The sequence below is a fragment of the Streptomyces sp. ActVer genome (genome assembly GCF_027270795.1).
Classification (GTDB): domain Bacteria; phylum Actinomycetota; class Actinomycetes; order Streptomycetales; family Streptomycetaceae; genus Streptomyces; species Streptomyces umbrinus_A.
Window position 1 is genome coordinate 1 of record NZ_JAPWHT010000280.1, and the last position, 13,601, is coordinate 13,601.

Sequence of the window (13,601 nt, forward strand, 5' to 3'; positions counted from 1 at the left end):
GCAGTACGGTGGCCGCCCCCGCGACGGCCGCCGAGCCCTTTCGCGACCTGAGTTGCCGCGACGTCAGCATCGGTTCCTCCGTTCGATGGTCATGGTCATCGACCTTGGCATCCAACGGGGACGGGCACATCCTGTGATGTCTCAGGGTGCCGGTGCGGCCTGTTCGGCGAGGGCCCGCCCGCTAGGCAGTGGCGGGGACGACGGCGTACAGGTCGATGCCGTCCTCATGCGTGCGGCGCGCACGGCCGTCGGCCACCACGACGTCCAGGTGTGCCGCGGTCTCGCTGACGGCGAGCATCTGGTTGAACGGGCTGAGGTCGGCGAAGGCCACCTTGCGCCGGGTCCAGCCCAACTCCCCCGCCACGGCATGGGCGTTGAGCGTACGGCCGCCTAGGACCGTGAGCGTCTCGGTGAGCCGGTCGTCGTGGTGGGCCAGCAGTTCGCCGACGCGTGCGTGGACGCTGCCGCCGACCGGGCCGTGCGCGGGCAGCAGCCGGGCGTCGGAGAGTGTGGTCATCAGTCGCAGCGAGGCGAGGTAGTCGCCCAACGGCAGTGTGCCACCGCCGAGTTCGAAGCCGATGGAGGGGGTGATGTGCGGCAGCACGTGGTCCCCGGAGAACAGCAGGCCCCGGGCCCGGTCGAGGTAGACGACATGTCCGCGGGTGTGGCCGGGGGTGGGGACGACCGTCAACCCGACTTCCCCGAACCGGAGTTCCTCGCTCTCCAGCCAGCGGTCCGGGGCCTCCCACACGCTCGGGTCGAAGCCGCCGTGGTCCATCCCGGCGATACGCTCGGCGAGTTCGTGGGCGCCGGCCCGGTGAAGCGTCCGAAGCGAGCCGACCGGCTGGTCCGTGCGCAGTTCCCCGAGCAGTTCCAGACCGCGGCGCTCGCCGGAGCCCAGGTAGACCCGGGAGCCGAGCAGTCTGCGCAGTTCGACGGCCTGGGTGTAGTGGTCGCGGTGGATGTGGGTGACCAGGACGTGGCTGATCGCACCGAGGTCGTGGCCGAGCCCGCCCAGCGCGTCCTCAAGTGCCCTGCGGGACTCGGGGATCGACCATCCCCCGTCGATCAGGACCACCCCTTCCGTCAGCCCTTCGAGGGCGTAGACGTTGACGGCCCGCAGTCCGTCGTCCGGCAGCGGCAGCGGGATGCGGTGGACACCGGGACGTACGGTCTCGGCTCCTGCCTCCGCCCACCTGCCGCGGTCGAAGCGGGTGACACGGGTCGTGGGGGTGGTCATGCATCTCCTTGACGAGCGGGTTGTTGTTCTTGCTCCGGGGCCGGTGCCGCTTCCGGTTCCAGCTCTGCTTGCGGTGCCGCGGAGAGCCGTGCGTGCAGTTCGCGTGCGAGTTCCCGGGCTCCCGACCGGTCGAGTTTGCCGACGGTGGTCTGCGGCAACTCGCCGACGGTGAAAGCGAATTCGGGCCACTTGGCCTTGGACAGGCCAGTGCCGGCGAGGTGCGCGACGATCTCGTCGAGGCCGAGTGCGTCGCCGCTGTCCTCGGGCACGACCAGGACAGCGGCGCGTTCGCCGAGCAGCGGATCCGGTACGGGTGCCACGCAGACGCGGGCCACCGACGGGTGCCCGGCGACGGCCCGCTCGATCTCGGTGATGTCGAGGTTGCGGCCACCGCGGATGATGACGTCCTTCTCACGGCCCATGATGGTGACCGTGCCGTCTTCGCCGGTCATGAGCAGGTCCCCGGTGGGGAAGAAGCCGTCCGGCGTGAGGGCGGGCGGCTCGACCTTGCCGTCGCGTGCGTAGCCGAGGAACAGGGAGGGACCGCGGACCTCTGCCCGGCCCGTCCGGCCGGGGCCCAGGACCTTGCCGTCCGGGGCGACCGCACGCAGCTCGGTGCCGGGGAAGGGCTGGCCGTCGCGGTCCAGGCGGAGCTCCTCGGGGTCCCCGGGGCGCGGCGAGGTGTGTCCCAGGCACTCGGACATGCCGAACACCCGCAGGATCCTCGTACCGAGGGAGCGTTCGGCGCGGGCGAGCGCACCGCGGTCCATGGGACCGCCTCCGACAGTGATCGAGCGGACCCCTTCGAGGACGCGCGATCCGGCCGCCGCCGAGCCCATCTGGAGGGCCATGGTCGGCACGCACATGGTCCACCGGACGTCGTGGGCCGCCATCCGCGCGAGTGCCTCCTCTCGGTCCCATCGTCCGCTCAGGACGAGCGGTCCGCCGAGCATGAGCGCCATGCAGACGCCGAAGCAGTACGCGGCGGTGGAGGAGAGGGGGACGACGGCGGCCACCGCGTCACCGTCGCGCAGCCCGTTGATGTCGGCGGTGCTGGAGCAGGCGTACCGCAGTGCGCTCTCGGACTGGACGACGCCCTTGGGCCGTCCGGTCGAGCCGGACGTGAGTCCGATGAGGGCGCCGCCGGACCAGCGGGATACGTCGCGCGGGCCGCGGCCGGCGAGGACCGTCCAGCCGTCGAGCACCTCGGCCTGCCGCGCGCCCGGCAGACTCTCCCGGCCTTGCCACTCCTGGAGCGCGGCAGGCTCGGCGATCACGACGTCGGGGCGGATGTCCTCCAGGGCGGCGGCGAACTCCGCCCGGGTCGTGTGCCGGTTGACCAGGGCCAGGACACCGCCGGTCATCCCCACGGCGAGAGTCGCCGCGACGGTGCGCCAGGTGTTGTCGGCCTGGAGGAGGACCGTGCCGCCGGGGGTTCCGTCAGGTGTCATGGTGTCGGCCAGGTCGGCCGCGCGCGCCAGGAGTTCGCGCGCGCTGTGCGGTCCGGCGTCGTCGACGACGGCCGTGAAGTCGGCCTCCTCGGCCCGCTCCTGGAAAGCTCGTACTGTCTGTCGCATCCGCTTCCTCGCCTCGTCGCGCGAAAGGTGGTGATGTTCGTCCCCGCCGGCCGGCCCACACGCCGACACGTTCGGCCCACTCGGCCCGCTCAGCCCGCTCCCCGCTCAGCCCGCGAGCATGTCCTTCTCGCCGCCCATGACCGCGATCCGGCGGCCCTTCATGTCGCCGACCTGGGCGACGGCCGCCGCCCATTCGGGGCTGTCGAGGGCCTTGCGCAGGTCCTCCGCGGAGTCGAACCCCAGGACGGAGACGCCGTCCCAGCCCTCGGAGCGCGGTTCGAGGGCCGTGTCGATCTCGGTGTGCCGCCAGGACCTGAGTCCGGGCAGGGTGCGGGTCAGTTCGGCGTGGTCGCCGCGCCACCAGTCGATGAACCGCTCATGGGTCCAGTCGGACGGCCGGGCGGCCAGCAGCACGAGGTTGTACATCGTCTCTCCTCACACTTCTCGGGCTTCTCGGGACTCCTCAGGTGAACAGCACGGACGGGGAGCGCCCGATGAGCAGCCGCCGCACCCGGCCCGTGCCGGTCAGGCGCGCGGAGGCCACGAAGGTCGCCTCCAGCTCGCCGTGACGCCGCACCTCGCCCAGGAACAGCTCGTCCCGGCCGACGGTGCTCGCGGAGAGCAGGTGGTGGGTGCGGACGCCCACCTCGCGCTGGGCGAGGTAGCCCTCCATCTCGGCCCGGCCGCCGTGGAAGTCGGTCGCGCCGTCCCCGCCGGTGGAGAAAAGGATCGAGAACGAGAAGTCGTCGCCGATCAGGTCGAGGATCCGGTCTGCGTCCTCGCTGTCCAGGATCGCGAACCAGGTCGTCAGGAAAGAGGCGCCGGGCTGCGGGGCGGCGGGCCCGGACGCAGTGGACCGGGAGGCGGGGGACTGTGTGGTCATGGCCGGTCCACCAGGTCGAAGTCGGTGGTGAAGAAGGACTGGTAGCGCGCCATCAGCCCGGCGGGCGAGATCTGCGCGGCGGAGAGGAAGGCGCCGGTGGTCACGCCCTTCTCGACCACGAAGCCGTACACCGTCTCGACGTCTCCGTCGACCGCGTACCGCATGATCTCGTGGGTACGGTCCACCGCGGCGCGCCCGGCGATGTAGCCGGCGAAGTCCTCGCGGGACTCCCCGGCCCGCTGCCCGCCGGGAAGCGCGATGAGGAAGCGGAAGTCGGGCTCCAGGAGTTCCAGGGCCTTGTCGGGATCCTGGCCGTCCATGGCGGCCATGTATGCGCGAAGCACCATGCTGATCGTTCTCCTCAGCGTTCCTGTCAGCGTTTCTGCGTTCCAAAACAACCTGAGTTCACTTCAGTTTGAATGTAAGGCGGGTGTCCCGCCCCCGGCAAGAGGCGGGACGTGGCCGGCAGCCGGGACTACTACTCGGCGACCATGCGCACCACGCATCCTTCGATCATGTCGCTGATCTCCGGAAGCGGGATCGCTCCGCTCGGGCGGTACCAGCGCCAGACGCTCACGATCATCCCGAGGACGGCGAGCCCGAGGGTGTGCGCGTCCCGGACCGGGAAGGCGCCCTTGGCCATGCCGCGCATCAGCAGGTTCGTCCAGTCCCGCTCGACCATCTGCACCAGCTGGCGGGCCGCGACGCGCTCGGTCTCCTCGCGCTTGGACTTCCGCGGGGTGGCGAGCAGGGACATGTTGGCCTGCAGGATGCGCATCTGGCGGATCTCCTGCTCAGTGACCGCGAAGGCGGTACGGACCCCCGCGCGCAGCTCCTCGACCGGCTCCGACCTCCCGGCCGTGGCCTCGACGAACATGTCGTGGGAGCGCTGCAGCTCCAGGCGCATGATGGTCAGCAGGCAGTGGGCCTTGGACTCGAAGTAGTGGTAGAGGGCGGTCTGCCCGATGCCCACCCGGTCGGCGACCTCGGACCACTTCGTGTTCTCGTAGCCGTCCTCCCCGAACCGCTCCACGGCCGCCACGAGAATCGCGGCCCGCTTGGACCTGGGCCCCTCGTCCGGATCCACGATCCGCGCGCTCACCATCGTCTCTCCCTCTTCTCGCCACGACCGGCACCGATCACCGCTCGGGTGTCCGAGAGTAGACCCAAGTTCAAGTCGGTTACGAATGGAAGAGGGTCGACCGGACCAACCCCGGTGCTCACGGGACCGGGGCGTGCGTGAAGTCGGGCCGACGCTTGCCGAGGAACGCGGCCACGCCTTCCCGCCCCTCGGCGGAGACCGCGGCGGCGGCCAGTTGGCGGGCCTCCGCGTCGAGGTGTTCGCCGAACTCCGCCGACAGTGCCCCGGCGACCAGCCGCCGGGTCGCCCCGTACGCCCCCGTGGCCCCGTGCGCCAGCGCGCTCGCTGCCTCGGCGGCCTCCTCGTACAGCCGCTCCGGCGCGACGATTCGGCTCACCAGTCCCATGTCCAGCGCCTCGGCGGCCGGGATCCGGCGGTTGGTCAACAGCAGGTCCAACGCACGCCTCGGTCCGACGAGCCGGGGGAGCGACCAGCTGACCCCGGCGTCCGGCGAGTACCCGATGCCGGTGTACGCGGCCGTGAAGCCGGCGTCCGAGGCCGCGAAGCACAGGTCGGCCGCCGCGGCGAGCCCCAGCCCGGCCCCCGCCGCACTCCCCTGCACGGCCGTCACCAGGGGCGCGTCGAGACCGGCGAGGATCCGCAGCGCTCCGTGCAGCGCGTCGGTGACCTCGGTGAGGTGCGCGACCAGCCGATCACCGGAGAGGGCCGCGAACTCCTTCAGGTCGCCTCCGACACAGAAGTACCGCCCCTGCCCGGTGAGCAGCACCGCCCGTGCTCCCGCCCGCTCGCACTCCCGCGCGGCCTCCAGCAGCGCCCGGGCCATCGCCAGGTCGATCGCGTTGCCGTCCCCGCGGCACATCTGGACGCGCGCCACCCCGTCGGCGCCGACCTCGACCGTCACCCTCATCGCGCCGTCCACCCGCCGTCCACGGTGAGCACTTGCCCGGTGCAGTACGAGGACGCGTCCGAGGCCAGATACAGCAACGCCCCGTCCAGTTCGCCCTGTTCACCGCCCCGGCCGAGCATCGTGCCGCGCTCGACCCACCGCCGCGACCGCTCGTCCGCGAACAACTCGTGGGTCATCTCGGTGCGGAACCAGCCGGGAGCCAGGGCGTTGACGCGGATCCCCGACTGCCCCCACTGACCGGCCAGTTCACGGGTCAGCCCGACGAGTCCGGCCTTCGAGGCGGCGTAGGCGGCGCCGCCCATCGGGGCACCGGAGACCAGCCCGAGGACGGACGAGACGTTCACGATGGATCGCGTACGGCCGGAGGGCGGCGCCTCCGCAAGCAGCCGGGCGAGATGGAAGGCGGCCACGAGGTTCACGGCGAGTACGTCCGCGAAGTCGTCGGCGCTCTCGTCCTGCGCCCGAACCGCTCCGGGCGCCCCCGCGTTGTTGACGAGGATGTCGAAGCGTCCGCCGGCCGCCAGCACGGTCTCGGCCAGTCGCACCCGGTCCGCCTCCCGAGAGACGTCGCAGACGACGGGGTGGATACGCGGATCCTCGTCGGCCAGTTCCTTGAGCCGGTCGGGTCTGCGGGCCGCGGCGAACACCGTGGCGCCGGCGGCGGCCAGGACGGTCGCGAACCTGGCCCCGAGCCCTGAGGAGGCCCCGGTGACGACAGCCGTCCGGCCGTGCAACGAGAACAGGTCCGCGTCCCGGTTCGTCGGGGAGGCCGTCGTCATGCGTCCACCCCGATCGGCAGCACGGTCGCCCCGCCGTCCAGGACGAGCGTCTGGCCGGTCATCCACGCCGACGCGTCGGAGGCGAGGAACACCGCGGCGTTCGCCACGTCCTCCACCGTGCCCAGCCTGCGCAGCGGCAGCTTCGCGGTGAGGATCGGTTCCCTCGGCTCCCAGACGGCCCGCGCCAGCTCGGTCTTGATCAGACCGGGCGCGATCGCGTTCACCCGCGCCCGCGGCCCGAGTTCGTACGCGAGCTGCCGCGTCATGTGGAGCATCGCCGCCTTCGTGGCGTTGTACCAGCCGATGTGCGGATCGACGATCAGCCCGCCGACCGAGGCGATGTTGACGACCGCTCCCCCGTGCTCCGCCATCCACGCCCGCCAGGCGCACCGGGTCCAGGCGATCATGCCGTACTGGTTGACCCGTACGGTCTTCTCCGCGCGCGGCAGGTCGAGGTCGAGCAGATCGCCCATGTACGGGTTGGTGGCCGCGTTGTTGACGAGGATGTCGAGGCGGCCGAGCCGTGCCATGGTCTCCTCGGTACAACGCTCGGCGTCGTCCGGCTCCCCGGCGTTGGCGACCATCTCGTGCACCTCGCCGTCGCCCTTGACGCGGAGCAACTCCTCGCGTGCGACGGCGAGTCCGTCCGGTTTGCGAGCGGCGATCACCACATGGGCTCCCGCCTCCCGGTACGCCTTGGCGATGCCCAGGCCGATGCCCCGGGAACCACCGGTGATCACGGCGACACGGCCGTGCAGTGCGTGTCCGCTCATGCCGACTCCTCGCGGTACTTGGTCAGTTCACGGCGTGCCACGGTCCGCAGATGCACCTCGTCGGGCCCGTCCGCGATCTTCAGCGCCCGGGTGATGGCGAACAGCCGCGCCAGTACGGTGTCGTCGCTGACCCCGGCGGCCCCGTGCGCCTGGACCGCCCGGTCGACCACTCGATGAGCGACCTCCAGCGCGGCCACCTTGATGGCGGCGACCTCGGTACGGGCGGCCGCGTTGCCCGAGGAGTCCATGAGCCAGGCGGACTTGAGGACCAGCAGCCGCAGTTGCTCGATCTCGATCCGACTGCGGGCGATCCACTCGCGGACGACGCCCTGCTCGGCGAGGGCGCCGCCGAAGGCAGTACGGGCCAGGGTCCGGCGGCACATCAACTCCAGCGCCCGCTCGGCGAATCCGACGGCGCGCATGGCGTAGTGCATGCGTCCGGGGCCCAACCTCCCCTGGGCCAGGGCGAATCCCTCTCCTTCGCCGCCCAACAGGCCCGACACAGGCACCCGTACATCCTCGAAGAGGACGTCGCCGTGGCCGCAGCGGTCGGTGTAGCCGAACATCGGCAGGTCGCGCAGGACGGTGATGCCGGGGGTGTCGCGCGGGATCAACAGCATGCTCTGCTGCCGGTACGCGGGCGCGTCCGGGTCGGTCACGCCCATGAGGATGATCAGCCGGCAGTCCGGATCGAGGATCCCGGAGGTGTACCACTTGTGGCCGTTGACGACGTACTCGTCGCCGTCGCGGGTGATCCTGGTGCGGATGTTGCGTGCGTCGGAGCTGGCCACCTCCGGCTCGGTCATCGCGAAGCACGAACGGATCTCGGCCGCGAGCAACGGCCGCAGCCAGCGGACCTGTTGCTCCGGTGAGCCGAACAGGGCCAGCAGTTCCATGTTGCCGGTGTCCGGGGCCGAGCAGTTGAACACCTCGGGGCCGATGACCGATCGTCCGGCCAGCTCGGCGAGCGGCGCGTATTCGAGGTTCGTCAGCCCTGCGCCCCAGTCGCCGTGCGCGAGGAAGAGGTTCCACAGCCCCTCGGCGCGCGCCTTCTCCTTCAACTCGCGCATGACCGGCGGAAGTTCGTGCGGGTTGCCCGCCTGGGCCAGTTGCCGGTCGTACACGGGCTCGGCGGGGAAGACGTACTCGTCCATGAACGCGGCCATGCGCGAGCGGAGTTCGTCGGTCCTCGGGGAGAGTCCGAAATCCATGGTGGTGCTCCTTCAAGACCGTTGCGCGAGGATGTCGAGCGCCGTGCGGATCATCGCCGCGATGGTCGGCGGCAGCCGCTCCTGGTCGGGGTCGTGGTGCTTGCCCTCGCGGTGTCTGCGCAGGTTGTGGCCCATGATCGCGGCCATCTTGGTGCGGGCCAGGGCACGGAACCAGGCAAGGTCGGGGAGTCCGGTGCCGCCGTCCGCATAGGCGGCCAGCAGCTCCTCCTCGGTCGGCAGACCCGGGACCGGGCAGCCCAATCGAGGGAAGTTCCGGTGGTCGGCGAAGAGAAGGAACCAGCCGAGATCGATGCGGGGGTCCCCGAGGCTCCAGATCTCCCAGTCGACGACGGCCGCGGGTCGCTCGCCCCGGCACAGGACGTTGCCGAGCCGGAAGTCGCCGTGGGTCAGGGTGGGTGGCATGCCGTCCGGGACCATGGAGGCGAGGCGGCTCAGCAACTCCTCCGCACCCGGCCGGAGGTCCTCCGGCACGGCTCGCATGGTGCGTCCCCACCGCTCCAACTCCCCTGCCGGATCGAGGAGTTCCGAGGTGACCTCGGTCTTCGTGCCGTGCAGGTCCCTCAGCACCCCGGCCAGGGCCAGCATCCGTGTCCGGCACAGGCCCGGATCGAGCCGGTGCTCGTCCAGGACCGGCTCGACCGCCTCGCCGTCCACGAACTCCATGGCGAACCAGGCAGGTTCCCGATCGTCGACGGCGAACACCTCGGGCACGGGGACCGACGCTCCGGTGAGGGCCCGCAGCACGTGGGCCTGGCGGAGCACGTCATTGCGGCCAATGGGCCGCTGCCCGGGCGGCACCGCCTTCACGACGTACGAGGCCGATCCCGCCGCGATCGAGTAGGTGAGCCCCGAGTGGCCGCCGGGCAGGGTGCGCAACTCGCCGAAGGGCACGCCCGGATGCCGGGCGGCGAGCCGCTCGCGCACCCGTCCGGCGAGTGCGGTCACGTCGGTCGCTGTACTCAACTCACCGCCCCTTTCGGCTCCTTGGGCAGGCCCAGCACTCGCTCGGCCAGGATCGTGCGCTGGATCTCGTCACTGCCGCCGGCGATGCGGTATCCGGGTGCGCCGAGCAGGTGCTCGGTCCAGGCGAACGTGCCCCACTCCCCCGTGTCGGCGGCCAGTCGCGGTCCGAGCAACTGCTGTACGAGGTCGGTGGTGGCCCGCATGGTCGCGGTGGCGTGGAGTTTGCCGACGGAGGCCTCCGCGCCCGGTTCACGGCCGGCGGCCACGGCTGCCGTGACACGCAGTCCGATGAGTCGCTGAACGAGGGCGCGGACGTACAGGTCTGCCGCCTGCTGCCGTTCACCGCCGGTGAGCGGGCGGGGCAGCCGGCGGGCGAGGTGGAGGGCACGGTCGGCGTTGTCCAGTCCGAGGCCTCCCGAGTCCAGCCGCTCGGCCGCGAGCACGGTGAGCGTCACCCGCCAGCCCTGCCCCACCGGGCCGAGCCGGTCCGCGTCCGGCACGAAGACGCCGTCGAGATAGACCTCGTTGAAGCTGGAACCGCCGGTCATCTGCCGGATGGGCCTCACGGTCACGCCGGGCGCGTCCATCCGGACCAGGAAGACCGTGATGCCCGCGTGCTTGGGCACGTCCGGGTCGGTTCGGCAGACGGCGACACCCCAGGTGGCCACGCGGGCGCCGGACGTCCAGACCTTGTGGCCGCGCAGCAGCCAGCCGTCCCCTTCGCGTACCGCCCGCGTGCGGACGGCGGCGAGGTCGGAACCCGCCTCCGTCTCGGAGAAGAGCTGGCAGGCGAGTTCGTCCGTGCGGAGCATGGGGCGCAGCCAGCGAGCCTTCTGTTCGTCGGTGCCCCAGATGCGGATCGCGGGGGCGACGAGCTGCTGGGTGACCGGGAAGACCTCGGTGCGCCGGGGCACGTCGAAGGCGGCCTCCTCGGTCCGGTACAACTGCTCGTAGTACGTGGGCAGTTCGCGGCCGCCGTACTCCGGCGGCCAGTCGAGCGCGCCCCAGCCCCGGTCGTACCGGGTGCGCTCCCAGTCCCGTATCCGCTCGGTGTGTGCGCGCTCCTCGGTCTCGGTCCAGTTCTCGAAGACGGCCACGGAGTCGTCGCCGCTGTCCCAGTCCTGGCGCGCGGCGCATTGCTCCGCCGTGCCGGCCAGCCAGCGCCGGGCCTCGGCACGGAACTCCTCGGGTTCGGGGATACCGCTCATGGTCCTCCCTTCGGCGAATCAGGTACCTGGATCAACGGGTCAGCACGGTGCAGGCGCTGACGCCCGGTGCCCCGTAGACATGTGTGAAGCCGGTCGACGGTTCGCCCGGCACCTGCCGCTCGCCCGCCCTGCCGCGCAACTGCTGGACGAGCTCGTGGACTTGGCGGAGTCCGGAGGCGCCGATGGGCTCCCCGTTGGCGATGCAGCCGCCGTCGGTGTTGACCGGCAGCGCCCCGCCGATCGCGGTCGCGCCGGAGGGGATCAGCCGCTCCTGCTCGCCGTGCTCGCAGAACCCGCACTCGGCCATGTGCATCACCTCGGCACCGCTCTCGGTGTCCTGGAGCTGGCACACGTCGATGTCGCCCGGCCCCAACCCGGCCTCCTCGAAGGCCAGTCGGGCGGCGTCCGCGCTCACGCTGGTCGGCGTCCCGGGTGGCGCCCAGGGGCTGAACACCTCGAAGGAGCCGAACCGCCGGGTCCGTACGACCGCGGCCCGCAGCGCGACCGGGGTGCCTTCCAGCTCGTCGGCGACCGCGCGGTTGCACAGGATCAGGGCGACCGCGCCCTGGCCGGGCGAGCAGAACATGTACCGGGTCAGCGGGTCGTTGACCATGCCGGACGCCAGGATCTCGTCCGCGTCGACCGGCTTGCGGCGCCACGCGTGGGGGTTGCGAACCCCGTTCGCGTACGCCTTCTCGGCGACCAGTGCGAGAGTCCGGGCGCTGATGCCGTGGTCGTGCATGTACCGCTGGATCTTCATGGCGAAGAACTGTGTGGTCACCATGAGCCCGTCGCGCCCGTATGCCTCGTCGAGCCCCCAGTCGGCGGGCCGCGGGTCGAAGGCGCCGCGCGGGTGTTTGTCGAAGCCGACGGCTAGGGCGACGTCCGCCGCGCCGGAGCGGATCGCGCCCACGGCCGACACCAGGGCGCTGCCGCCGGTGGCGCAGCCGTTGCGGACGTTGATGAACGGCACGCCGGTCAGGCCGAGTTCGCTGACGAGCGTGTCGGCGTTGCCTGCCGCGTCGCTGCCGCCGTAGGCCGCCCGCACCCGGGACCAGGGCACTCCGGCGTCGGCGAGTGCGGACCGGACGGCCCGTACGGCGAGTTGCCTGCCGTGGTCCTCCGTACGGGCGAAGGAGGTGATTCCGGCGCCGCAGACCAGCACCTCTTCGGCGCTCATGCCCTGACTCCCACGGCCCTGGGCACGCCGTCCCCCGCCGCGAGGCTCAGCGGCATGCCGATCTCCGCGTCCTCGGGCCGGATGTCCAGCACGGCCAACACCCGGACGCCCTCCGGCAGTTCGACATATCCCACGGCGAACGGCTGGAATCCGGCGGCGGGGACGACGTACGGCGGCGACTTGGGCGCGTACCGCTGGACGGTCCACGTCCACAGCGTGCCCGTACCGGAGAGAGTGACCTGCTCGGCCGGTCCCCCGCAGCGCGGGCACGCCGGGTCGGCGGGGTAGACGGCCACCGCGCAACCGGCGCACCGGGAGCCGCGCAGTCGGCTCCCGGGGTCCGCCACGGTGCTCAGCGTCCCTTCCACTGCGGTTCCCGCTTCTCCAGGAAGGCCGCCACATCCTCCGCCGCGTCCTCGGAGTTGAGCATCACACCGACCGCGAGATGCTCCATGACCATCAGCGACTGGATGTCGGCGTCGAGGCTGCGGTCGATGGTCATCTTGGTGATCCACATGGTGAACGGGCTCTTGTCGACCAGCTGGTCGGAGAACTCCTCGACCGTCGCGTCCAGCTTGTCCGCCGGCGCCGAGGAGTTGATGAGCCCGAACTCCGCGGCCTCCACACCGGTGAGCAGCTTGCCGGTGAGCATGAGCTCCTTGGTCTTGCGGACGCCGATCATGCGCGGCACCCGGTAGATGGGCCCCGCCCCGCCGAACAGCGCGCGACGGATGTGGAAGTCGCCGATCAGCGCGTCGTCCGCGGCGATCGCGAAGTCGCAGGAGATCATCAACTCGAAGCCGCCCGCGGTGACATGGCCTTCGAGGACGGCGATAGACGGCGTCTTCATCGAGTAGAGCCGGTCGCAGACCTTCGCCGACAGCACGGCGACGTCGATGGCGGTGGAGCTGCCGATGAACTCGGCCTTGAGGCTGTCCAGGTCGAACCCGGAGCAGAAGGTGTTGCCCCGCCCGCGCAGCACCAGCACACGCAGCTCCGGGTCGGCGTCCACCTCGGTGATGATCTCGTCGAGCCGGTTGAGGATCGGCACGGTCACGCAGTTCTTCTTGTGCGGCCGGTTCAGCCAGACCCGTGCGACGTGCCCGTCCCGCTCGAACTGGATCTCGTCTTCGACTGCCATGAGCTCCTCCAAACTGAACTGAATTCAGTATGATTCTGCGGGCAGTGGATGCCCCTGTCAATGGATCGGGAACCGCCACTCAGCCCGAAGCGCCGGCGAGACCGAGCAGTCCCGCCAACCTCAGACGGTGGTCGTCGGCGGTGCCGAACAGCGCCTCGTCGGCCCGCGCCCGGCGGACGTACAGATGCGCCGGGTGTTCCCACGTGAAGCCGATACCGCCGTGGAGCTGCACGTATTCGGTCGTGGCGAGTCGGTACGCGCCGGTGCAGGCCACCGCCGCGGCGCTCGCGGCGACCGGCAACTCCGGAGTCCACTCCGCCAGACAGGCGCTCGCGTACGCCGACGCCGACCGCGCCCCTTCCACCTCGACCAGCAGATCGGCCAGTCGGTGCTTGACCGCCTGGAACGAGCCGATGGCGCGACCGAATTGAGTTCGTTGTGAGACGTAATCCAGGGTCGCGCCCAGGGCATGCGCGCTGCCGCCGACGTGCTCGGCGGCGAGCCCCACCCGCCCGGCGTCGAGGACGGCGTCGACGATTCCGGTCACCTGCCCGGGCTCACCGACCGGTTCGGCCGACGTTCCCCGGAAGCGGACGAGCGCCTGGCGGCGGGTGGG

The 13,601-nt window shown here is 71.3% G+C and carries 16 protein-coding genes; all 16 read right to left on the reverse strand.

The window, feature by feature from the left end; genetic code table 11:
• Positions 1-181: 181 nt before the first annotated feature.
• Positions 182-1,240 carry an MBL fold metallo-hydrolase gene (locus tag O3Q52_RS34620; protein WP_269652600.1) on the reverse strand — a complete coding sequence of 353 codons (1,059 nt, stop codon included), beginning with the start codon at positions 1,238-1,240 and terminating at the stop codon, positions 182-184.
• Complete coding sequence (locus tag O3Q52_RS34625; RefSeq protein ID WP_269652601.1) at positions 1,237-2,817, reverse strand: class I adenylate-forming enzyme family protein; 1,581 nt, start codon at positions 2,815-2,817, stop codon at positions 1,237-1,239. Before O3Q52_RS34625 ends, O3Q52_RS34620 begins: the two co-directional genes overlap by 4 nt.
• Before the next feature lie 105 nt (positions 2,818-2,922).
• Positions 2,923-3,243: an EthD family reductase gene (locus tag O3Q52_RS34630; protein WP_269652602.1), complete on the reverse strand. Its 321-nt coding sequence runs from the start codon at positions 3,241-3,243 to the stop codon at positions 2,923-2,925.
• A gap of 37 nt (positions 3,244-3,280) precedes the next feature.
• The gene (locus O3Q52_RS34635; protein ID WP_269652603.1) at positions 3,281-3,700 is read right to left on the reverse strand and encodes a nuclear transport factor 2 family protein; all 420 of its coding nucleotides are present in this window, start codon (positions 3,698-3,700) and stop codon (positions 3,281-3,283) included.
• Positions 3,697-4,047, reverse strand: coding sequence for a nuclear transport factor 2 family protein (locus tag O3Q52_RS34640; RefSeq protein ID WP_189842669.1), 351 nt, complete (start codon positions 4,045-4,047; stop codon positions 3,697-3,699). Before O3Q52_RS34640 ends, O3Q52_RS34635 begins: the two co-directional genes overlap by 4 nt.
• Before the next feature lie 131 nt (positions 4,048-4,178).
• On the reverse strand, positions 4,179-4,805 hold the full coding sequence (locus O3Q52_RS34645; protein ID WP_269652604.1) for a TetR/AcrR family transcriptional regulator: 627 nt from the start codon (positions 4,803-4,805) through the stop codon (positions 4,179-4,181).
• A gap of 115 nt (positions 4,806-4,920) precedes the next feature.
• The gene (locus O3Q52_RS34650; RefSeq protein ID WP_269652605.1) at positions 4,921-5,709 is read right to left on the reverse strand and encodes an enoyl-CoA hydratase-related protein; all 789 of its coding nucleotides are present in this window, start codon (positions 5,707-5,709) and stop codon (positions 4,921-4,923) included.
• Positions 5,706-6,488, reverse strand: a complete 783-nt coding sequence (locus O3Q52_RS34655; protein ID WP_269652606.1) for an SDR family NAD(P)-dependent oxidoreductase — start codon at positions 6,486-6,488, stop codon at positions 5,706-5,708. The genes O3Q52_RS34650 and O3Q52_RS34655 overlap by 4 nt, the downstream gene beginning before the upstream one ends.
• Positions 6,485-7,261, reverse strand: coding sequence for an SDR family oxidoreductase (locus O3Q52_RS34660; RefSeq protein WP_269652607.1), 777 nt, complete (start codon positions 7,259-7,261; stop codon positions 6,485-6,487). Before O3Q52_RS34660 ends, O3Q52_RS34655 begins: the two co-directional genes overlap by 4 nt.
• Positions 7,258-8,472, reverse strand: a complete 1,215-nt coding sequence (locus tag O3Q52_RS34665; RefSeq protein WP_269652608.1) for an acyl-CoA dehydrogenase family protein — start codon at positions 8,470-8,472, stop codon at positions 7,258-7,260. The genes O3Q52_RS34660 and O3Q52_RS34665 overlap by 4 nt, the downstream gene beginning before the upstream one ends.
• A 12-nt stretch (positions 8,473-8,484) precedes the next feature.
• A complete protein-coding gene (locus O3Q52_RS34670; protein ID WP_269652609.1) occupies positions 8,485-9,456 on the reverse strand; it encodes a phosphotransferase family protein in 972 nt (323 codons plus the stop codon).
• On the reverse strand, positions 9,453-10,664 hold the full coding sequence (locus O3Q52_RS34675) for an acyl-CoA dehydrogenase family protein (RefSeq protein ID WP_269652610.1): 1,212 nt from the start codon (positions 10,662-10,664) through the stop codon (positions 9,453-9,455). Before O3Q52_RS34675 ends, O3Q52_RS34670 begins: the two co-directional genes overlap by 4 nt.
• A 31-nt stretch (positions 10,665-10,695) precedes the next feature.
• Entirely contained in the window at positions 10,696-11,844 is a 1,149-nt protein-coding gene (locus O3Q52_RS34680) for a thiolase family protein (protein WP_269652611.1), read from the reverse strand.
• Entirely contained in the window at positions 11,841-12,191 is a 351-nt protein-coding gene (locus tag O3Q52_RS34685; protein ID WP_269652612.1) for a Zn-ribbon domain-containing OB-fold protein, read from the reverse strand. Before O3Q52_RS34685 ends, O3Q52_RS34680 begins: the two co-directional genes overlap by 4 nt.
• A gap of 5 nt (positions 12,192-12,196) precedes the next feature.
• The gene (locus O3Q52_RS34690; RefSeq protein WP_269652613.1) at positions 12,197-12,985 is read right to left on the reverse strand and encodes an enoyl-CoA hydratase/isomerase family protein; all 789 of its coding nucleotides are present in this window, start codon (positions 12,983-12,985) and stop codon (positions 12,197-12,199) included.
• 79 nt (positions 12,986-13,064) lie between these two features.
• The coding region (locus O3Q52_RS34695; protein ID WP_269652614.1) for an acyl-CoA dehydrogenase family protein at positions 13,065-13,601 on the reverse strand (537 nt) is incomplete at its 5' end.